The sequence below is a fragment of the Xylophilus sp. Leaf220 genome (genome assembly GCF_001421705.1).
Classification (GTDB): domain Bacteria; phylum Pseudomonadota; class Gammaproteobacteria; order Burkholderiales; family Burkholderiaceae_C; genus Xylophilus.
Genome location: NZ_LMKO01000007.1, coordinates 1 through 20,837, shown reverse-complemented (window position 1 = coordinate 20,837; position 20,837 = coordinate 1). Strand labels below are relative to the sequence as shown.

The following is a 20,837-nucleotide window of genomic DNA, read 5'->3' as shown; positions in this document are numbered from 1 at the left end:
GCACTTTTCGCGCCTTTCCTCCCTTCCTCCCTCCGCCCCTTCCTCCCTTTCTCTTCTTCCTCGAGTGCACCCATGAACGTCCTCCGCTTCTCCGATCTCGTCGCCCAGGGCAAGGCTTCCGGCCAACGCGTGTTCATCCGCGCCGACCTCAACGTGCCGCAGGACGACGACGGCCGCATCACCGAAGACACCCGCATCCGCGCCTCGGTGCCCTGCATCGAGATGGCGCTGAAGGCCGGCGCCGCGGTCATGGTCACCTCGCACCTGGGCCGCCCGACCGAAGGCGCCTTCCAGCCCGCCGACTCGCTGGCGCCGGTCGCCGCGCGCCTGTCGGAGCTGCTGGGCCGCGAGGTGCCGCTGGTGCAGGACTGGGTCGACGGCGTGCAGGTCGCGCCGGGCAGCGTGGTGCTGCTGGAGAACTGCCGCGTCAACAAGGGCGAGAAGAAGAACGACCCGGCACTCGCCAGGAAGATGGCCGCGCTCTGCGACATCTACGTCAACGACGCCTTCGGCACCGCCCACCGCGCCGAGGGCACCACCTACGGCATCGCCGAATACGCCGCCGTCGCCTGCGCCGGCCCGCTGCTGGCCGCCGAGATCGACGCGATCACCCAGGCTCTGGCAGCGCCGAAGCGGCCGCTGGTCGCGATCGTCGCCGGCTCCAAGGTCTCGACCAAGCTCACCATCCTGAAGGCGCTCTCGGCCAAGGTGGACCAGTTGATCGTCGGCGGCGGCATCGCCAACACCTTCATGCTGGCCGCCGGCCTGCCGATCGGCAAGTCGCTCGCCGAGCCCGACCTCGTCGACGAGGCCCGGGCGGTGATCGAGGCCATGCGCGCCCGCGGCGCCGCCGTGCCGATCCCCACCGACGTGGTCACCGCCAAGGCCTTCAAGGCCGACGCCGAAGCGTCCGTCAAGCAGGCCCAGGACGTGGCCGAGGACGACCTGATCCTCGACATCGGCCCCGACACCGCCGCCCAGCTGGCCGCGCAACTCAAGGCCGCCGGCACCATCGTCTGGAACGGCCCGGTCGGCGTGTTCGAGTTCCCCGCCTTCTCCCACGGCACCGAGACCATCGCCCGCGCCATCGCCGACAGCGAGGCCTTCAGCATCGCCGGCGGCGGCGACACCCTGGCCGCCATCGCGCAGTACGGCATCGAGAAGGACGTCGGCTACATCTCGACCGGCGGCGGCGCATTCCTGGAGATCCTGGAAGGCAAGACCCTGCCGGCGTTCGAGATCCTGCAGAAGCGGGCGGCGGGCTGATTGCTATCGAAATGGTAGCTGATGGTCGGCGGACCGCACCGGCTGCGGCTGCTTTTCGTGTGCAGTCTCGCCGATGGTGCGCCGGTTGGCCGGGCCGGCGCGCGCCACTCCTGAATCGATAGCAGGTGGCCGGCGCCGCAGGCCGGCCGGCAGGTGTTTTCCCTAGTGAATCGGGACCGGCCGCGGTGCCGACGGCCCCGGCAGAGCTTCTAGACTTCGGCGCAACGCAACACAACGCCGAGCCGGAGTCCTGCCATGTCCATTCCATTCCTGCACCGCCGCCGCCTCCTGGCCGCCACCATGCTCGCCATCGGCCTGGGCACCCTGCTGCCCGCCCACGCCGCCTGGCCCGAGAAGCCGATCACCATCGTCGTGCCCTACGCCGCCGGCGGTTTCGCCGACACCCGCATCCGCCTGGTCGGCCGCAAGCTGTCGGAGGCGCTCGGCAAGCCGGTGGTGGTCGACAACCGCGCCGGTGCCGGCGGCGTGCTGGGCACCGCCTACGTCGCCAAGGCCGCGCCCGACGGCTACACCCTGGGCGCGGGCAACCTGGCGCCGCTGGCCGTCAACCCCAGCCTGATGGCCAAGATGCCCTACGACGCGGCCAAGGACCTGGCGCCGATCGTGCTGATCGAGAACAGCCCGCTGATCCTGAGCGTGAGCCGCGAACTGCCGGTGAAGAACGTGCGCGAGCTGATCGCGCTGGCCAAGGAAAAGTCGGGCCAGCTGAGCTTCGGCTCGTCGGGCGTCGGCGGCGCCCACCACCTCTCGGGCGAGATGTTCCGCGAGCAGACCGGCACCCAGCTGGTCCACGTCCCCTACAAGGGCGGCGCGCCTGCGGGTGCCGACCTGATGGCCGGCCACCTGTCGATGATGTTCGAGATGGGCTACGCCGCCATGCCCGCGATCCAGGCGGGCAAGATCCACCCGCTGGCCGTCACCTCCAGGCAGCGCCTGGCCATCCTGCCCGACGTGCCGACGCTGGACGAATCCGGCGTCAAGGGCTTCGAGTCGTACAACTGGCAAGGCATCGTCGCCCCCGCCGGCACCCCGCGCCCCATCGTCGACCGGTTGAACGCCGAGTTCAACCGCATCCTGCGCGACCCGGAGGTGGCCAAGGCGATCGCCGATACCGGCAGCCAGGCGGGTGGCGGCACGCCCGAGGATTTCGGGCGCTTCATCGCGAGCGAGACGGTGAAGTGGAAGAAGGTGATCCAGGCGGGGAATATCAAGTTGGATTGAAAAATGCTTTATTTGCTATATTGGTAAGCTCGAAATCGCACTTCATTCAGTGCGGTGAGATCGAAAAAGGTCGATTGAATAGCAAATACAGCATATGGAAGATCTTTATTCCCTTGGCAGGGCGGTGGCGCAGCTCCGGCAAGCGCGCGGGATGACACAGCAGCAGCTCGCGACGCTGTGCGGCCTCGGCCAGTCCACCCTCGCGCGCTTCGAGACCGGAGGTGTCGCGGAATTCGGTTCGCGCAAGCTGCTTCGTTTGCTGGGGGCCTTGGGCCACGAGTTGTCGTTCGTGCCCAGGAGCGGTGGCGCCTTCACCCTGGACGACGCCCTGGCGGAACGGCAGCGGCAAGCCCGGGAACCGCGCAATGCCGAGGTTCCCGGGCGCGGCCGTCGATGAAGCTGCACGTCTACGTCCACGACCGGCCGGTCGCCACGCTGGAATCGACCGATGGTTTCCGGCATGTGATGAGCTACCACCCGGACGTCCCGGCGGAGCGGTTCGCCTCCTTGCTCATGCCGGTGCGCACCGAGTCCTATGTCTATCCGGAACTGCACCCCTTGTTCCGGATGAACCTGCCGGAGGGCTTCCTGCTCTCCGTCCTGCAGGAGCAGGTGGGGCCGCACGTCGGTGCATCGCCGCTGAGCCTGCTCTCCGTCGTCGGGCGCAACGCCATCGGACGGGTCAAGGTGGCGACGCCGGGGGCAGACCCGACGCAGCCGCCGGTGCCGTTCGACCTCCAAGGCGTCCTGCGGGGCGACAACTCGGAAGAGGCGTTCGTCGACCTGGTGCGCCGTCACGCGGCGTCGGGCGTGTCGGGGGTCGTACCGAAGTTCCTCTCGCCGAACGCGCTCGGCGTACACGGCAAGGGCACCCTGGCCACCGAGCGCTACATCGTCAAGGGCACGACCGCCCGGCTGCCAGGCGTGGCCCTCAACGAGCATCTGTGCATGGAGGTTTCGCGCCAGGCCGGGTTTCCGACGGCAACCACCGAGGTCTCCGACGATGGCCAGGCCCTGGTGGTGCACCGCTTCGATTTCGAGGCGGACGGCACGACGCGCAAGGGCATGGAGGACCTGTGCAGCCTGCTGGCACTGCGGCCGGAGCAGAAGTACGAATCGACCTGGGAGCGCGTCGTCGGGCGCATCAAGGACGTGACGCCGCAGGCCGGGCAGCAGAACGCGGCGCTCTCGCACCTGGCCGATCTGCTGCTGCTGACCTACGCGCTGCGCAATGCAGATTGCCACACCAAGAACATCGCCCTGCTCTACAGCGACCGTGACCACATCGCGCTGGCACCCGTCTACGACATGCTGACCATCACGGTCTACGACGACTACGCGAAGAATCCACCCGGCATGCCGGTGGAGGGGCGCAGCAGCTGGATGCCCGGCAAGGCGCTGGAGAGGTTTCTACAAACGCGGTGCAACGTGATGCCGGCGCAGACGCGGATATGCGTCGAACGCATCTGCGAGGCCATCGTCCAGGTCACTCCCCAGGTAGTCGCGGCCACGCAGCGCTACCCCGCGTTCCACGAGACGGGCAAACGCATGCTGCACGCCTGGAACGAAGGGATGAACAGTCTGCGCCTGCAGAAGGCATGGAGCCTGCCGTCGCTGGATGCGTCGATCGCGGCGGCCAGCTTTTCCGATCCGAAGCCCTTCAGCCCCGAGAAGCCCGAGAAAATCGGCCGCTCGCCCTTGCTGGGGCGGCGCTGAGCGCCGCCTCTGTCGCCGACCTTCTCAGGACGGTTTCCCGTCTCGGCCGACCTTCGTTTTCTTACCGCGTCCCCACCACCGGAAAGATCGCGAACGCCAGGCACGCCGCCATCAGCACCAGCGACACCAGCGCCGCCCACTTCAGCGTGAAGCGCTGGTGGTCGGCAAAGTCCACGCCGGCCAGGCCGACCAGCAGGTAGGTCGAGGGCACCAGCGGGCTCAGCAGGTGCACCGGCTGGCCGATCAGGGAGGCGCGGGCCATCTCGACCGGGGTCACGCCGTACTGGCCGGCGGCCTCGGTGAGGATGGGCAGCACGCCGAAGTAGAAGGCGTCGTTCGACATGAAGAAGGTGAAGGGCATGCTGACCAGCGCGGTGATCGGCGCGAAGTAGGGGCCCAGCGCCGGCGGGATCACCGCCAGCAGGCTGCGCGACATCGCCTCGACCATGCCGGTGCCCGACAGGATGCCGGTGAAGATGCCGGCCGCGAAGATCAGCGACACCACCGCCAGCACGTTGCCGGCGTGGTTGGCCATGCGGCGGCGCTGCTCGGCCAGGTCGGGGTAGTTGATCACCAGGGCCAGGGCGAAGGCGATCATGAACAGCACCGGCAGCGGCAGCACGCCGACCACCAGGCACACCATCAGCACGGCGGTGAGCAGGGCGTTGACCCAGCGCAGCCTGGGGCGGCGCACGTCCTCCTCGCCGGTCTCGTCGGGCGGCATGCGGCGGTCCTCCTCGTCCTCGACCAGGGCCGGCAGCACCTGGGACGGCATGCGGCCGCCGGCGGTGCGGCCGGTCAGCAGCGAGAAGCCCAGGCGGCGGCGCTCCTTCATGCCCAGCCAGAAGGCCACGCCGACCAGGCTGCAGACGGCGACCAGCATCGGGCCGACCATCGGGATGAAGACATCGCCCACGTCCAGGTGCAGCGCGCTGGCCGCGCGCGCCGTGGGGCCGCCCCAGGGCGTCAGGTTCATCAGGCCGCTGGCGATCAGGGCCACGCAGGTGAGGTTGAGCGGGTTCATCTTCAGCCGCTTGTAGAGCGGCAGCATCGAGGCCACGGTGATCATGTAGGTGGTCGATCCGTCGCCGTCCAGCGAGATGACCAGGGCCAGCACCGCGGTGCCGATCACGATCCGCAGCGGGTCGCCCTTCACCAGGCGCAGGATGCGGTCGACGATCGGGTCGAACAGGCCGGCGTCGATCATCACGCCGAAGTAGAGCATCGCGAACATCAGCAGAATGCCGGTGGGCGCGATCTTCTTGATGCCGTCGAGCATCATCGGCCCCAGGCCGGCGTGGAAGCCCCCGATCAATGCGAAGCCGATCGGCACCAGCGTCAGCGCGACCAGCGGCGAGAGCCGCTTGGTCATGATCAGGTACATGAATGTGATCACCATGCCGAAGCCCAGAATCGTCAGCATGTCGTCAGTCCTTGCATGGGGTGTGTCTCCTCGGAAGCGGGCCGGGCGCGCATCTGCCCCGGCGGTGAGCCGCGAGCTTAGGAAAGCAGCCTGTCGTCACCATGTCACCGGGCATGGGGACAAACCCTATGCGCAAAACTGCGTAGGGCCGCGCGCGGCCGGTGCGGGAGCGGCCGGCTGATGCGCATCCTGCTGGTGGAGGACACGCCCGACCTGGCCGACGCGGTGCTGCGCTGCCTGCGCCGTATGGGCCATGCGGCCGACTGGCAATCCGACGGCCAGGCCGCCGACGGCCTGCTGGAGCACCACGCCTTCGACCTGGTGGTGCTCGACATCGGCCTGCCGCGGATGGACGGCACCGAGATCCTGGCGCGGATGCGCGGCCGCGGCGACAAGACGCCGGTGCTGATGCTGACCGCCCGCGCCGACATCGAGGACCGGGTGGCCGCGCTCGACGGCGGCGCCGACGACTACCTGGGCAAGCCCTTCGATTTCCGCGAGTTCGAGGCCCGCTGCCGCGCGCTGCTGCGCCGGCCCCAGGGCCAGGCCGAGGCGGTGCTGCAGATCGGCCCGCTGGCGATCGACAGCGCCGCGCGCCGGGCCACGCTGTTCGGCCAGCGCATCGACCTGCCCAACCGCGAGTTCAGCCTGCTGGAGATCCTGGTCGGCCGCCTGGGCCGGGCCGTCACCCGCGAGGAGATCGCCGCCAAGCTCTTCGGCTTCGACGACGAGGCCGGGCCCAACGCGATCGACGTGTACGTGGGCCGCCTGCGCCGCAAGCTGGGCGAGGGCGCGCTGCGGATCACCACGGTGCGCAGCGTGGGCTACATCGCCGAGCCGTCGGCGGCCGGCGAACGCGACAGGACCGACCGGGGCGGCGACGGTGGCGGTAGATCGGTCGATGCGGCGGACGCGGGCTTCGGCGACGCGGAGGGCGGCGGCCCAGGGCACGGGCACGGCGACGGCGACGGCGACGGCGACGGTGGTGCCGGCGGCGATGGCGATTGAAGCGCGGCGCGGCGCAGTGCCGGCCGCCGCGCCCGCACGGCCGGCCACTGCCGCCGTCACCCACGGCTCGGTTCGCCGCCGGCTGCTCGGCACGCTGGGCGCGCTGTTCCTGGCCGCGATGGTGGTGCTGTCGGTCGCGGCCCAGGCCTGGGGCCGGCGCGCGGCCGACCAGTCGTTCGACCGGCTCTTGACCGCTTCGGTGCTGGCGATGGGCGACGCGGTCGGCTTCGACGGCGCGCAGTGGGACCTGGACCTGCCGTACGCCGCGCTCGACCTGCTGGCGATGGCGCCGGACGACCGCGTCTTCTACAGCCTGCGCACGCCGGCCGGTGCCCTGGTCACCGGCTACGACGACCTGCCCGCGCCGCCCGCCGCCCAGCGCCGCGAGGCCGAGCGCCGGGCCGCCGACGGCCCGGCCGCGCAGGATGCGACGCCGGTCTTCTTCGACGCGCCCTACCGCGGCGAGACGGTGCGTTTCGCCCTGGCCGGTCGCTGGGCCGCCGGGGCCGCGGACCAGGGGCGCGCCTGGCTGCAGGTGGGCCAGACCCGTCGGGCCCGCGACGCGGCGGCCACCGACACCGCACGCGTCGCCACCGCCGCGATCGCGCTGCTGACCGCGACAGCGCTGCTGCTGTGCTGGTGGGGCGTGCGCCGCGCGCTGGCGCCGGTCGCCCGGCTGGAGCACGAGATCGCCGGCCGCGCCGCCTCCGACCTGCAGCCGATCGCCACCCCGGTGCCCGCCGAGATGGCGCAGGCCGTCGGCGCGCTCAACCGCTTCATGGGCCGGCTGGCCGACAACCTGGACGCCCTGCGCGTCTTCATCGCCGACGCGGCGCACCAGATGCGCACCCCGCTCGCCGCGCTGCGCGCCCAGGCCCAGATGGCGGTCGACGAGCCCGATGCCGCCGAGCAGCGCCGCAGCCTGGTCGCCATCGAGCGCAACGCCGAGCGGCTCACCCGGCTGCTGAATCAGCTGCTGTCGGACGCCACCGTCGCCCACCGCGACACGCTGCGCCGCTTCGAGCCGGTCGACCTGCTGCGCACCGTGCGCGAGGCGCTGCGCGACGCGGTGCCGCGCGCCGACCCGCAGCCGGTGGTGCGGCTGCACTGCGACCTGCAGGCCGCGCCGATGCGGGGCGACGCGCTGATGCTGCGCGAGGCGATAAAGAATCTGCTGGACAACGCGCTCAAGCACGGGGTGCAGCGCGGGGCGGCGGGGCGCGCCGATGTCGGCGAGGGCGGCAGCGTCGGCGAAGCAGCGGCGGTGGAAGCGATGTCTGCGGCCACCCCGCGAACCGCAGAAGCCGTGGACCTGCACGACGGCGCATCGGCACTCGTAGCCGAGATCGACGTCACCCTGGCGCCGGCGCCCGGCGGGGGCTGGGCCCTGTCCGTCGCCGACCGCGGACCGGGCATCGCCGCCGACGAGATGCCCACGCTGTTCGAGCGCTTCGCCCGTGGCCGCGACGCGGGCCCCGGCGGCGCCGGCCTGGGCATGGCCATCGTGCACCGGGTGGTGGAGCGCCATGGCGGCCGGCTGGCACTGGAGCCGCGCGAAGGTGGCGGGCTGGTGGTGCGGATGCAGCTGCCGGCGGCGGGTGGGGAGGGCGCATGAGCCGGGCGGCGCACCCGACGTGCAGCGGCGACCCCACGGGCCGCGCCATGCGGGCAGAGCCGGCACCGGCTGCGGCCGGTTCGCCGACCCGGCGCGCCTTTCTCGCAGGCCTTGCCACGGCGGGCGCAGTGCCCGGCGCCCGGGCCACGTCGCCGGTCACCCCTGCGCGCGAGCCGCTGGAGGGCAGCGTGGTCCTGCTGCCCGCCCTGCGGCCCGCGGCAGGCGGCGCCACCGCACCCGCGCTCCTCGTGGCGGGATCGACCGACCTGCCGGTCTTCGCCCCGGTGCTGCGCGACTACCAGCGGCTGCACCCCGAGGTGGCGATCCGCTACGAGGAGTTCTCCACCCAGGCGCTCTACCAGGAGGCCGCCGCCGGCCGGCCGCCGCACGCGCCGTCGCCGGTGGGCACGGCCGACCTGCTGGTCAGCAGCAGCATGGACCTGCAGGCGCGGCTGGCCAACGACGGCCATGCGCAGCCCCATAGGTCCGACGCGACGGCCGCGCTGCCGGCCTGGGCACGCTGGCGCGACGAGGTGTTCGGCTTCAGCTACGAGCCGATGGTCATCGCCTACGACACCCGGCGCTTCACCGCCGCCAGCGCGCCGGCCACCCACCGCCAGTTGCTCGACCTGCTGCGCGACCCGGCGCGGCCGCTCGAGGGCCGCATCGGCACCTACGACCTGCAGGCCAGCGGCATCGGCTACCTGGCCGCCACCCAGGACGCGCGGATCGACGGCAACGCCGGTGCGCTGCTGGCCGCCCTGGCCGACAACCGGGCGGTGCGGGCCGAGCACGCGTCGGCCCTGCTCGACCGGATCGCCGCCGGCACGCTGGCGCTGGCCTACAACGTGCCCGGCTCCTACGTGCAGGGCCGCATCGCGGCCGGCGCGCCGGTCGGCATGGTGCTGCCGCGCGACTACACATTGGTGATCGCCCGCACCGCGCTCGTCCCGCGCACCGCGCCGCATCCGGCCGAGGCGCGGCGCTTCCTGGACTACCTGCTGTCGCCGCGCGGCCAGACGGTGCTGGCCCGAGAATCGCGCATCCTGCCGATCCGGACCGACGTGGAACGGGCGGCCCATCCCACCGGCGCGCTGCGGCCGATACCGCTCGGGCCCGGCCTGCTGGTCTACCAGGACCAGCGCAAGCGGGCGCGGTTCCTGGAAGCGTGGAGCGCGGCCGGCGGCGCGGTGGTGCAGCCCTCCGCGCCGGCCCGCTAGTTGCTATTAAATTAATAGCTGGTGGTCGGCATGCAGTGCCGGCTATCGCCCTTTTTCTTTCGAATTCCGCTTGTCGGGCCGGCTGCGGCGCAGGCGTAAAAAAGCCCGCTGCACGAGCGGGCTCTTTCTAAGGTCAACCGGTGGCTCAGGCCGCGGTCGGCAGGGTACGCGGAGTGCTGGTCGCGCGGCCGCGGAAATCGGTCCAGCACTGGCGGGTGAAGTCGTACAGCTTGCAGGCGCGTGCCGTCTGGAAGTACCACTTCCACGAGAAGCGCTGGATCACGATGCGGCCGGGCAGAAGCTGCTCCAGCAGCTTCTGCGCTTCCTTCAGCTTGTAGAGCGGGATGCTCATGTCCACGTGGTGGGCGGTGTGCTCCATGATGTGGTGCATCAGCGCGCCGACCTGCAGCGGGAAGGTCAGGTGCACCGTGGTCGAGACGAAGGGCTGGGCCTTGGCCCAGGCCGCGCGCTCGTCGTGCCACGAGACCTTGACGTGGGTGTGGTGCACATAGACCACGAAGCCGATCATCGCGAACCAGAACATCACCGGCACCACGAAGCCGGTCAGCAGCAGCCGCAGCACCGACTGGTCGGTGCCGAACGCGGTGGCGACCAGGCCGCCGATCCAGGCCAGGGCGAAGCCCGAGACCAGCAGGCAGTCCTTGGTGAAGATCGGGCGGTGCGTCGCGGCCTTGCGGTCGGGGAAGAACATCTTGTTCCACCAGATCTCGACCATGTAGTAGAGGCCCGGCGCCCAGCCGCTGCGGTAGAGGCGCTCCATGAAGCGGCGGGCCGGCGAGAGTTTCTGGTACTCGTCCTGCGTCAGCGGCGCCCAGACGAAGTCGACGCCCTTCAGGTTGGTGAAGCCGTGGTGGACCACGTTGTGGCCCATGTCCCAGAGGCTGTAGGGCGTGAGCGAAGGCAGGAACGCGATGCGGCCGATCCAGCGGTTCAGGCCCCGGTGCGAGGTCAGGCTCTGGTGGCAGCCGTCGTGGCCGATGATGAAGAGGCGGCCGATGACGAAGCCGGCCGCCAGGCCGCAGAGCAGCATCGCCCACAGCGGCTCGAAGGTGACGGCGCCGTACAGCGCGGCGCCGAACAGCGCGTAGTCCAGCACCAGCAGCGCGACGGCGCGCAGGGTGGAGCGCTGGCACAGCGGGATCAGCCACGAGCGGATCGTCTTGCGGTGCGGCAGCGGCGCGTCGGCGGCCAGAGGCGAGGGCAGCACCACGGTGCCGGTGTCGGCGGCGACCGCGGCGGCGGGGGGCGCGGCCGGGGCGGGTGCATCGGCGACGAAGCCGGTGTGCAGCGGGGAGGGCAGGGGCGTCGGCATGGCGCGTTCGGAGGTGGAACTCATGGCGGGAGGCACAAGGCGGCAGGGTTGCTGGGGATGCCTGGCGGGCGCCGGGGGCGCCGCGTGGGTCCGGAGAGACGGGCGGCCGTGCGTCCGTCCGTGCGACCGGGATGGTAGCCGACGGCCCAAGGCAGACCCGTGACCAAGGTCAATCGCGTGGACGGCGCACCACAGGCGCGGCGGCCCGGAGTTTCGGCGGGGTTACCGGCGGGGTCGGGGCGGCGTGTGAGAATCTTCGGCGAACCGCACGCACCGTGCCCCAACGAAAAAGCCAGGAGACTCCATGTCCGAACGCCAGCGCCGCGCCACCAAGATCGTCGCCACCCTCGGCCCCGCGTCCAGCGCGCCCGACATGCTGGAGCGGATGATCCGGGCCGGCGTCAACGTGGTGCGGCTCAACTTCAGCCACGGCCTGGCGCAGGACCACATCGACCGGGCCCGCCTGGTGCGCGAGGCCGCCCAGCGTGCCGGCCGCGAGGTGGCGATCATGGCCGACCTGCAGGGCCCGAAGATCCGCGTCGGCAAGTTCGCCGAAGGCCGGGTGCTGCTGGAGCAGGGCGCGCCCTTCGTGCTGGACGCGTCCCGCACCGAGCTGGGCGACATCGCCGGCGTGGGCCTGGATTACAAGGAACTGCCGCGCGACGTGAAGCCCGGCGACGTGCTGCTGCTCAACGACGGCCTGATCGTGCTGAAGGTCGAGCGGGTGCTGGGCGAGCAGGTGCACACCAGCGTCAAGATCGGCGGCGAGCTGTCCAACAACAAGGGCATCAACAAGCAGGGCGGCGGCCTGACCGCGCCGGCCCTCACCGCCAAGGACATGGACGACATCCGCACCGCGATGGCCTTCCAGGCCGACTACGTGGCGGTGAGTTTCCCGAAGAACGCGACCGACATGGAGATGGCCCGCCAGCTCTGCTACGTGGCCGGCGCCGAATACCGCCACCGCCCGGGCCTGATCGCCAAGATCGAGCGGGCCGAGGCGATCCCCAAGCTGGAGGAGATCCTCAAGGTCAGCGACGGCATCATGGTGGCCCGCGGCGACCTGGCGGTCGAGGTGGGCAACGCCGCGGTGCCGGCGCTGCAGAAACGCATGATCAAGATGGCCCGCGAGCAGGACAAGTTCGTGATCACCGCCACCCAGATGATGGAGAGCATGATCACCAACCCGGTGCCGACGCGCGCCGAGGTGAGCGACGTGGCCAACGCGGTGCTGGACGGAACCGACGCGGTGATGCTCTCGGCCGAGACGGCGGCCGGCCGCTACCCGCTGGAGACCATCGTCGAGATGGCCGCCATCTGCTCGGCCGCCGAGGCGGCCGAAGACGTGGAGCTCGATGCCGACTTCACCGGCCAGACCTTCGGCCGCATCGACCAGTCGATCGCGATGGGCGCGCTCTTCACCGCGCACCACCTCGGCGCCAAGGCCATCGTCGCGCTGACCGACAGCGGCTCCACCGCCCTGTGGATGAGCCGCCACCGGATCCACGTGCCGATCTACGCGCTGACGCCCCGCGTCGCCACCCAGCGCAAGATGGCGATCTACCGCAACGTGCGCCCGCTGCTGATGGACAGCAGCACCGACCGCGACACCGCGCTGGCCGAGGCCGAGATGCACCTGAAGACCCGCGGCATCGTCCAGCAGGGCGACGTGTACGCGATCACCTGCGGCGAGCCGATGGGCGCGCCCGGCGGCACGAACATGCTGAAGGTGTGCCGGGCGGGGTAGCTGAGGCCCCCGGCTTTTCACTCCGCTGCCGCTGCGTGTAATTCGCCACCCCCTGAGGGGGGAGGCTCCGCCGAGTCCAGGGGAACCCTGGCCTGGCGGGGGCTGGACGGGGCAAGATGGCGGCCTTGGCAAGCTGGCATCTTATTAAGGAAGACCTGCACAAATCAGCTTTGGCCCTGGTTGGCTGGTCGTCCGGCAGGTATGGATCAACTAACAAAACCGGGTCTGACCACAGAGCCACGCGCTCCATCTCGCCGATGAATTCAAATTTGCGCGTTCGCTTGGTAGAGGTTCCCAAAACGAGGCTTGGTTGTTTTACACCGCTGTCGTGCCAGTACTCGGCGTAGATGCCAACCACCGAGCGTTTGGATTCATGCAGACCTTCCCTAGGGAACATCTTGTCTCATCTATGAAAGAATAAATCGAGAATGCAAATTTCATACCGCTGGGTTTGGGCATCCGAGGCTGCTCACTCACGCCTACATGTTTGTGTCCGTGGCATCGATCAAGACCGACGAAAGCGTTAAATGACAGACCGCGAAACGCCCGAAATTTCCAGCGATAGTATTGAACCGGCAGAGGCGCCACCGCGGGTCGTAAGTCTTGAAGCCAGCATCATGGCAAAGCTCAATCTGGCGGACTTCCAGAACGCAGTGCCCATGCTGCGAAAACTGAATATTGTCAATGACACCGAGGTCGCGCTGAAAGCGCTGGACCTTCGGATCGAGTCCACGCCCGCTTTCTTGAAGCCGAAGGTATGGCGGGTCGAAGCCATTGGCGCTCGCGAAAGCTGCCGCATTTCTGACTTGGACATCCAATTGGATGGCCCCTTGCTGACACGCCTGACCGAGGCGGAAAAAGCGACGGTGACCTTTACGCTGCGGTCCCGGGCGGATTCGACGCAGACCATTGCCTCGTTTGACCACCAGGTCGAGCTGTTGCCTCGCAACCAGTGGGGCGGACTCTCTCATTTGCCCGACCTTGTTGCGGCCTTCGTACAACCGAACGATCCATCCGTGGACCGGCTACTGAAGCAAGCGGCCGAGGTCCTGCGAAAGAACGACAAGAACCCTGCGCTGGATGGCTATGCGGGCGGCAACAAGCGAGCCTGGGAGTTGGCATCTGCAATCTGGAGTGCCGTCGCTTCTCTGGGCCTTGACTACGCACTTCCACCGGCAAGCTTCGAACACGCAGGCCAAAAGGTTCGTGGCACCAGCCATATCCTCGAATCCGGTCTGGCGACTTGCCTGGACCTGGCTCTGATGTTTTGCTCGGCCTTGGAGCAGGCTGGGCTCAACCCGGTGCTCGTGTTTACCAAAGGCCATGCCTTCGTCGGTCTTTGGTTGAAGGCGGAGCAGTTCACCACCGTTGTCGTGGACGACGTGACCGCGGTCCGCAAGCGAGTGAAATTGAAGGAGATGGTGCTCTTCGAAACCACCATCATCACGCACCGGCCTGCTCCCAGTTTTACCTATGCCACCGAAAGAGGCATCGAGCAGATCGGTGAACCTGTTGAAGAAACTTTCGAGCTGTTGGTCGATGTTCGTCGCGCACGGATGCAACGCATCAAGCCTTTAGCTAATGCCGAAGCGATCGCGCCGAGTGCCGCGGCCGCGCCGCATGTGATTGCTGAGCCTGTTTTTGCTGAAGCTCCAGAACTTCCTGAAGAGGAGGCAAGCAGCGAGGTCCATGCTGCGGCTCTCAACCCCAAGGACCGCCTTGCCAGGTGGCAGCGGAAGCTGCTGGATCTTTCGCTGCGCAACAACCTCCTGAATTTCAAAGGCAGCAAGAAAGCCTTGAAGCTGGAGGCGCCGGACCCTAGCCTGCTCGAAGATGTGCTGTCGGAAGGCCAGAACCTAAAGGTACTCCCGCGACCTGACTTGATGGATGGGGCGGATCCGCGCAGCCAAGCCATCCACGAAAGCCGGGAGCGTGAAAACGTTCGTCGAATTCATGCACTCGATGCTTTGAAGCGCAGGGAAGTCTTCGTGGGCGTGGCCAAGGACGAGCTGGAGGCCAGGCTGGTCGAGCTCTACCGTACGGCGCGTACGACCTTGGAAGAAAGCGGCTCGAATACGCTCTACATCGCGCTGGGGTTCCTGTCCTGGACCAGGGACGATCGCGAAGGCCAGAAGTACCGCGCGCCGCTGATTCTGGTGCCTGTCACCCTGGGCAGAAAGAACGCAAGGTCCGGCTTCACCCTGTCCCTGCATGACGATGAGCCGCGGTTCAACCCCACCCTGATCGAAATGCTCAGGCAGGACTTCAACCTGAGCCTGGGGATCGCGGAAGGCGAGTTGCCCAAGGACGAACGGGGGCTCGACATCCAGACTCTCTGGAAAACCGTCTCGCACGCCATCAAGGACATCAAGGGCTGGGAAGTGTCCGAGGAGGTCGTGCTGGCGATGTTCTCGTTCGGCAAGTACCTGATGTGGAAGGATTTGACCGAACGCACCGACCAACTTCGCGAGAACGCGGTCGTTCGGCATCTGATCGATTCGCCCCGGGACAGCTACCCCGCTGGCATTCCGTTTCCCCATCCCAAGAACCTGGATCGCGAGTTTGGCCCGGAGCAGACCTTTTGCCCTCTGCCTGCCGACTCTTCCCAGTTATCTGCCGTCATGGCGGCTGTGCGCGGCAAGGACTTCGTGCTCATCGGCCCGCCCGGCACCGGCAAGAGCCAGACCATTTCGAACCTCATTGCACAGTGCTTGGCCGAGGGAAAACGCGTCCTGTTTGTCTCCGAAAAGATCGCAGCGTTGGACGTGGTTTTCCGCCGCTTGCGGGAGGTAAAGCTGGGAGAGTTCTGCCTCGAACTTCACTCGAGCAAGGCGCGAAAACTGGATGTGCTCGCCCAGCTCAAGACCTCCTGGGAGTCCACGGGCCAAATTGACAAGGATCAATGGCGGGCAGAAGCGCAGCGCCTGAAAGCGCTACGTGACGAGTTGAATGTCTATGTTGAGCGGCTTCATTTTCGTTTCGCCAATGGCATGACCATCTATGAAGCCATTGGACGTGTGGTCGATGGTGACCTTGTTCCGCATCTCGGCCTTTCGTGGGATGTGGCACATGCCCATGATGTGTCGACCATTGCGCGCATGAATGAAGTGGTCGAACGTCTAGACGTCAATGCCAAGGCGCTCGGCTACGACAACTTGCTCAAAAGCGCACTTGCGGACGTCGGGCACACCGAATGGTCTCCCCGTATTCAGCACAGCTTGGGGGAAGCCGCTCGGGCAGCTGTGCCGGTTGCCGAGCGAGTGTTGGCAGCGTTCGACGAATTCGCGGTGGCATGCGGCCTTCCACCCTTGGCATCTACACAACGCAGCCGCAAGGCTTTGCGCTCTCTTGCATTACTGCTGCCCGATGCAGTGGGGCACGACTGGAGATTCACTGCCAGAAACGATGCCTCGGCCACCGTGGCCAGGCTTCGACGTGGTGTCGACCTATTGGAGCAACATCGGAGCTTGACCGCTGCCTTGTCGCCGTCCTGGCCCGCCTCGGTCATGTCGTCCTGCCGGCGGGGACTGCTGCTGCTGCAGCACCGTAGGGATCTGCTGAACGGTTTGGGCAATCCTTGGGGCGACGACATCATCGGTGAGCTGGAAACTGGACTCGGTCTGTTGGCCGAAATCGCTGCGACCAATGCCCGCCTTTCGGTGAAGTACGGCGAGGGAATAGAGCAACTCAACGTGTCACTGTTGCAGCGGGAATATGCCAAAGCGGAAAAGGCAGTCTGGCCTCTCTCGCACCTGGGAAAAAAGAAAATCAGACAGGTGGTGGAAGCCTGCGTCAGCGGGGTTGGCGAACCCGATGTGCCTGCCGACTTGCTGTTGTGGACTCGCATCAGAGAGTTGAGGACACAGGTCGAGGCGGTTGAGATCGGCGCGGCGGTCGAAGGCATTTGGTCCGGTTTGAAAACCCGGCCAGAGTTCGCAGACGCGGCGATCAGGCTGCAGCGCGCCTTGGCCTGCGGGAAGAACAGCGCGCCGTGGGATGACAGGGATCTCGAGCCCGTGGCGAATGGGCGCTGTGGAGACCGGCTGGCTGGAGAGCTCAAGACACTGCGGGCGCTGAAAGGCCTCGAGGAAGAGCTTGACTCACTGGAGAACCTGACCGGCCCGACTCACCAGCTTTGGGCAGGTCGGTCGACCCGGGTGGATGGGCTCGAAGCGGCGCTTTCTTTCGTGGATGCGTTGGACCAAGTACGCGTGAAGGGCCCCTTGCCAGGAGATCATCCACAGGTTTCGACAGGCGAATGTGGTTTGGCATTTTATGAAGACGTCCAGCGGATTCGTCGGCGTGTCGAGGTTGAAAAAGGTCTTGCTTATCTAACTGATCTGACACCGCTAACCAACGGGCTCTGGAGTGATCTCGATACCGCAGTAGTGCAGGTCGAGAAAGCGATAGCGTTCCAGTCAGCGCTCACCAAGTCCATGACAGGCCTTTCGGAGAAGCCGGAAGAACTGCCGGCAGTGGCCAATGCCCTAGAGCAATTGCTGGGCGTCAACGTGGCATTGCTGGATCCGTCCGGCACGCTTGCGCTGAATGCCGCGCAGTACCTCGCCGCGCAGGCGGAACTGCAGCCGGTCGTTGACTACCTCGGTTCTGTCGCTGCATTTTCCGAAGCTTCCAAGACCAAGATCAGCACGCTTGCGCTACCCGCCCTCATCGCGCACTGCGAAGGTATCGTGCGGTCGGAAGCGCGGCTCAATGCCTGGTGCGCCTGGCGCAAGGTCAGGGATCAGGCGATCCAATTGGGGCTTTCCGGCATGGTGGCCGGTGTCGAGAACGGCGCCGTGCCGCATGGCCAACTGCGCAATGCCTTCGAGACTAACTACAGCCGCTGGTGGCTGAATCTCGTGGTCGATGACGAACCCGTCATCCGGACCTTCGTTGCGGCCGAACATGAGAAGCGCATCCGCGATTTCAGGGCGCTGGATGCACGGCATGTTGAACTGACACGTGCTTGGATACGGGCATCCCTCTGTGCCGATTTGCCGCAGCAGGACGAAGTGACGCGCAATTCCGAATGGGGCGTACTTCGTCACGAGATGACCAAGAAATCCAAGCACCTCCCGCTGCGGACCTTGATGTCCAGCCTGCCCACGGCGCTGACCAAACTCACGCCTTGTTTGCTGATGAGTCCTTTGTCGATTGCGCAGTACCTGAGTGCGGATGCCAACGCGTTTGACGTGGTGGTGTTCGACGAGGCATCGCAGATTCCGGTGTGGGACGCCATCGGTGCCATCGCTCGCGGCAAGCAGGTCGTGATGGTCGGCGATCCGAAGCAATTGCCGCCGACCAGCTTCTTCGACCGAGCAGAGGCTGCCAACGAGGACGATGAACTCGAAGGAGATCTCGAAAGCATTCTGGACGAGTGCATGGGAGCCAACCTGCCGACCATGAATCTGTCCTGGCATTACCGTAGCCGCCACGAAAGCCTGATCGCGTTTTCCAACCACCGCTATTACGGCGGGTCGCTGGTGACCTTTCCCTCGCCTGTGACGGAAGATCGGGCAGTCAGCTTCCACTACGTTGATGGCACCTATGAAAAAGGCGGTGCCCGGACCAACAAACCTGAGGCCATGGCCGTAGTCGGCGACATCGTGCGCAAGCTCAAGGAACCGGGTTTTCAGGCTTCCGGTTTGACGATCGGTGTGGTGACATTCAATTCCGAACAGCAGGCCCTGATCGAGGATCTGCTGGACGAAGCGCGACGCAAGGATCCCTTGATCGAGCCTCACTTCGCGGAGTCGGCGTTGGAACCGCTGTTCGTCAAGAACCTGGAGAGTGTCCAGGGCGACGAGCGCGACATCATGTACTTCTCTATTACCTACGGCCCCGACCTGACGGGGGCCGTGTCGATGAATTTCGGCCCTATGAACCGGGACGGAGGAGAGCGACGGTTGAACGTCGCCATTACGCGCGCACGGCAGGAACTACGCGTGTTTTCCAGCCTGCGTGCTGAGAAGATGGACCTGGCACGCACCCAGGCACGTGGTGTGAAGGACCTAAAGCATTTCCTGGAGTTCGCCGAACGAGGCACCAAAACCCTGGCTGAGGCGACCAAGGGAAGCCTTGGCGGCTTTGAAAGTCCATTGGAAGAGGCCGTGGCATCTGCGCTCGCGAGCAAAGGCTGGGAAGTTCACACACAGATCGGCGCTTCATCTTTCCGAGTCGATCTGGCTGTGGTTCACCCCGATGCCAGAGGCACGTATTTGAGCGGCGTCGAATGTGACGGCGCCACCTACCACCGATCGGCTACTGCCCGCGATCGGGACATGCTGCGCGAACAGGTGCTTAGGGGATTGGGTTGGGAAATCGTCCGGATCTGGTCGACCGATTGGTGGGTCGATAAGGTCGGGACGCTTGACCGGGTCGATCGGCAACTGAACGAGCTGCTCGCCGATAGCCGCGCGCTGCGGGCGGAGGAAATAATGCAGCAGGAAGTACGTGATTCTGCGCAGGACGCGATTGAGAAAGCGCAGTCGGCGGCACTTCCGATTCCGGCGGATGATGTTTCTGGCCAGCAGTCATGTGCGCAAATGGTCGAGGAGTCGGCAAATGAGCCTGCAGTGCCTGCAGCTTTGTACGCACGAAATCAGGTGGGCGAGGTGTACGAGCCTAGGCTGAAAATTCAATACATGCTTGCTGATCTAGCCGAAGCCGTTGTCTCGATCAACGCCGATAACTTTTTCGATCGCGGATATGACGAGACGCTAAACAAGATGGTCCAGCACATCGTGAAGACCGAGGGGCCTGTTCAGGATGCCGTTTTGTCACGTCGAATCGCCCGCGCTCATGGGTGGCAGCGGACTGGTGCGCGGATCCACGATCGTGTGATGCTTCTGGCAAAGCAGTCATTTGAAGTGACAGAAGAGGAAGATGTGCTTTATTTTTGGCCTGAGGCTGCTGGGTCAGAAACACATTCCCTATTCCGCTCTCCTGGAAGCGAAGTTAGGCCGGTTGACGAAATATGTATGCCTGAATTGGTGCAACTCGCCAACCGCGTGCTGATAGATTTTTCTGGGGATGCTGCGATTACGGCGATGGCGGATGAGCTTGGCTTGGGGCGTTTGAGGACAGCCTCTCGGGAGCGTGTTCTTAAAGCTATTACCGAGGCGGAACTGCTCCGCAAAGCCAAGTCTGCATCGCCGCAAAAGTAGCGGTTTATTTAGTCGAAGCGCAGGGATACGCCGGTGACGAACGAAGCGTCGCCGCGCTTGATGCCGACGCCGGGGTCGCTGTCGTAGCGGTAGTTCAGGCCGGCGGTCAGGTTGAGGGTGGGGGTCATCGCCACCGAGATGCCGGTTTCCAGCGCGCCGCGGTAGGCGCCGCGGTCGGTCAGGTTGGGGTAGACGGTGACCTTCTGGCGGACGCGGGTGGTGTCGGTGAGCCGGTGGCTCGATTCCTCGGCCATGACAAGCTCGGTACGGCCGTATTCGGAGCGCACCTTGTCCAGCACTTCTGTGGGCGTGACGTACTTGTCCTGGGTGTAGCCCAGGCCGAGCGAGATGTCCAAGTTGTTCTCGTCGCCACGCAGCATGTGGCGGCCGACGCCGCCCGCCAGCGAATACCGGTGGCCGATGTTGGAAGGCCGGTCGCGGATCAGGTCGACCGCGCCGAAGCTGAAGCTGTTGCGCGAGATATCGCGGTTGTACTGCGTGCCGAGCGAGTAGCGCTGGGCCGATTTGCTGCCGTTGGCCTGGCCGTAGTTGAGCTGGCCGCGGGCGATGAGCTTGTCGTGTTCGGTGACCCGGGCCGCCTCGCCGCTGGCGTTGATCGCGGTGGTGTCGCTGTTGCCCTTGGTGGCGTTGCCGCCGGCGCTGAAGAGGTAGCGCCACTCGCCGTCGGGTTTCAGCGTGACCTGTGCCCGGGTGACGGCGGGCAGGCAGGCGGTGGCCGCGGCGCAGGCGGCCAGCGTGATGGCGCGGAACTTCAAATCGGACTCCTTCCTCGTTTCTCGGGTCCGCAGACGCGCAACACCCGGCTCTCTCATGGTGCACTGCAACAGGCCCCGGGTTCCCCCCGGCAGATGTGCCAGTTGTATCAAGGTGATAACACCGCGCGGCGGCGTCCTGCCTACAGTGCTGCACCGGCCCTCGCGGTCGTGGTGCGGACAGGCACCATTTTCCCTCAGCCGATGAACCGCTCATGAGTCCGCCCTGAACAACCCGCAAGCCGTTGATCTGGTTCGTAGTTCTTCGGGTTGATGGGCGCGGGATTTGCAAGATATGGTTTTGCCAGTACCTGTTTTCTTGCAA

Annotated in this window: 12 protein-coding genes; 9 read left to right on the top strand and 3 right to left on the bottom strand. The window is 66.5% G+C overall.

Features of this window, described 5'->3' with window-relative positions:
• Nucleotides 1–72: 72 nt before the first annotated feature.
• The 4 genes from ASE76_RS07660 to ASE76_RS07645 all read left to right on the top strand — a co-directional run bounded on the left by ASE76_RS07660 (nucleotide 73) and on the right by ASE76_RS07645 (nucleotide 4,224).
• On the top strand, nucleotides 73–1,266 hold the full coding sequence (locus ASE76_RS07660; RefSeq protein WP_055837229.1) for a phosphoglycerate kinase: 1,194 nt from the start codon (nucleotides 73–75) through the stop codon (nucleotides 1,264–1,266).
• A gap of 255 nt (nucleotides 1,267–1,521) precedes the next feature.
• Nucleotides 1,522–2,508 (top strand): tripartite tricarboxylate transporter substrate binding protein, encoded by a 987-nt coding sequence (locus ASE76_RS07655; RefSeq protein ID WP_082448171.1) that lies wholly within the window; start codon nucleotides 1,522–1,524, stop codon nucleotides 2,506–2,508.
• 94 nt (nucleotides 2,509–2,602) lie between these two features.
• The gene (locus ASE76_RS07650; RefSeq protein WP_055837226.1) at nucleotides 2,603–2,905 is read left to right on the top strand and encodes a helix-turn-helix domain-containing protein; all 303 of its coding nucleotides are present in this window, start codon (nucleotides 2,603–2,605) and stop codon (nucleotides 2,903–2,905) included.
• Nucleotides 2,902–4,224 (top strand): type II toxin-antitoxin system HipA family toxin, encoded by a 1,323-nt coding sequence (locus tag ASE76_RS07645; protein WP_055837223.1) that lies wholly within the window; start codon nucleotides 2,902–2,904, stop codon nucleotides 4,222–4,224. The genes ASE76_RS07650 and ASE76_RS07645 overlap by 4 nt, the downstream gene beginning before the upstream one ends.
• A 61-nt stretch (nucleotides 4,225–4,285) precedes the next feature.
• Here the strand turns inward: ASE76_RS07645 and ASE76_RS07640 are convergent, their stop codons facing one another.
• The gene (locus ASE76_RS07640) at nucleotides 4,286–5,647 is read right to left on the bottom strand and encodes a CitMHS family transporter (RefSeq protein ID WP_055837220.1); all 1,362 of its coding nucleotides are present in this window, start codon (nucleotides 5,645–5,647) and stop codon (nucleotides 4,286–4,288) included.
• Nucleotides 5,648–5,827: 180 nt separating this feature from the next.
• Here ASE76_RS07640 and ASE76_RS07635 point away from each other — a divergent pair, with 180 nt between their 5' ends.
• The 3 genes from ASE76_RS07635 (at nucleotide 5,828) to ASE76_RS07625 (ending at nucleotide 9,490) form a co-directional block, all read left to right on the top strand.
• Complete coding sequence (locus ASE76_RS07635; protein ID WP_082448169.1) at nucleotides 5,828–6,655, top strand: response regulator transcription factor; 828 nt, start codon at nucleotides 5,828–5,830, stop codon at nucleotides 6,653–6,655.
• Nucleotides 6,645–8,270: a sensor histidine kinase gene (locus ASE76_RS07630; RefSeq protein WP_156362584.1), complete on the top strand. Its 1,626-nt coding sequence runs from the start codon at nucleotides 6,645–6,647 to the stop codon at nucleotides 8,268–8,270. Before ASE76_RS07635 ends, ASE76_RS07630 begins: the two co-directional genes overlap by 11 nt.
• Nucleotides 8,271–8,398: 128 nt before the next feature.
• Nucleotides 8,399–9,490 (top strand): ABC transporter substrate-binding protein, encoded by a 1,092-nt coding sequence (locus tag ASE76_RS07625; RefSeq protein WP_055837217.1) that lies wholly within the window; start codon nucleotides 8,399–8,401, stop codon nucleotides 9,488–9,490.
• A 145-nt stretch (nucleotides 9,491–9,635) separates the two neighbouring features.
• On the opposite strand, the gene ASE76_RS07620 is transcribed toward ASE76_RS07625, so the two are convergent.
• Nucleotides 9,636–10,823 (bottom strand): fatty acid desaturase, encoded by a 1,188-nt coding sequence (locus tag ASE76_RS07620; RefSeq protein WP_082448181.1) that lies wholly within the window; start codon nucleotides 10,821–10,823, stop codon nucleotides 9,636–9,638.
• Between the two features lie 304 nt (nucleotides 10,824–11,127).
• On the opposite strand from ASE76_RS07620, the gene pyk reads away from it, so the two are divergent.
• Complete coding sequence (pyk, locus tag ASE76_RS07615; RefSeq protein WP_055837216.1) at nucleotides 11,128–12,570, top strand: pyruvate kinase; 1,443 nt, start codon at nucleotides 11,128–11,130, stop codon at nucleotides 12,568–12,570.
• 527 nt (nucleotides 12,571–13,097) lie between these two features.
• Complete coding sequence (locus ASE76_RS07610) at nucleotides 13,098–19,739, top strand: DUF3320 domain-containing protein (RefSeq protein ID WP_055837213.1); 6,642 nt, start codon at nucleotides 13,098–13,100, stop codon at nucleotides 19,737–19,739.
• Nucleotides 19,740–19,747: 8 nt separating this feature from the next.
• On the opposite strand, the gene ASE76_RS07605 is transcribed toward ASE76_RS07610, so the two are convergent.
• The gene (locus ASE76_RS07605) at nucleotides 19,748–20,515 is read right to left on the bottom strand and encodes a YdiY family protein (protein WP_055837210.1); all 768 of its coding nucleotides are present in this window, start codon (nucleotides 20,513–20,515) and stop codon (nucleotides 19,748–19,750) included.
• Nucleotides 20,516–20,837 lie beyond the last annotated feature (322 nt).

What these genes read in the sequence shown, in the direction of transcription:
- ASE76_RS07660 (WP_055837229.1), top strand. Translation starts at nt 73, where the DNA reads ATGAACGTCCTCCGCTTCTCCGATCTCGTCGCCCAGGGCAAGGCTTCC.
- ASE76_RS07655 (WP_082448171.1), top strand. Translation starts at nt 1,522, where the DNA reads ATGTCCATTCCATTCCTGCACCGCCGCCGCCTCCTGGCCGCCACCATG.
- ASE76_RS07650 (WP_055837226.1), top strand. Translation starts at nt 2,603, where the DNA reads ATGGAAGATCTTTATTCCCTTGGCAGGGCGGTGGCGCAGCTCCGGCAA.
- ASE76_RS07645 (WP_055837223.1), top strand. Translation starts at nt 2,902, where the DNA reads ATGAAGCTGCACGTCTACGTCCACGACCGGCCGGTCGCCACGCTGGAA.
- ASE76_RS07640 (WP_055837220.1), bottom strand. Translation starts at nt 5,647, where the DNA reads ATGCTGACGATTCTGGGCTTCGGCATGGTGATCACATTCATGTACCTG.
- ASE76_RS07635 (WP_082448169.1), top strand. Translation starts at nt 5,828, where the DNA reads ATGCGCATCCTGCTGGTGGAGGACACGCCCGACCTGGCCGACGCGGTG.
- ASE76_RS07630 (WP_156362584.1), top strand. Translation starts at nt 6,645, where the DNA reads ATGGCGATTGAAGCGCGGCGCGGCGCAGTGCCGGCCGCCGCGCCCGCA.
- ASE76_RS07620 (WP_082448181.1), bottom strand. Translation starts at nt 10,823, where the DNA reads ATGCCGACGCCCCTGCCCTCCCCGCTGCACACCGGCTTCGTCGCCGAT.
- pyk (WP_055837216.1), top strand. Translation starts at nt 11,128, where the DNA reads ATGTCCGAACGCCAGCGCCGCGCCACCAAGATCGTCGCCACCCTCGGC.
- ASE76_RS07610 (WP_055837213.1), top strand. Translation starts at nt 13,098, where the DNA reads ATGACAGACCGCGAAACGCCCGAAATTTCCAGCGATAGTATTGAACCG.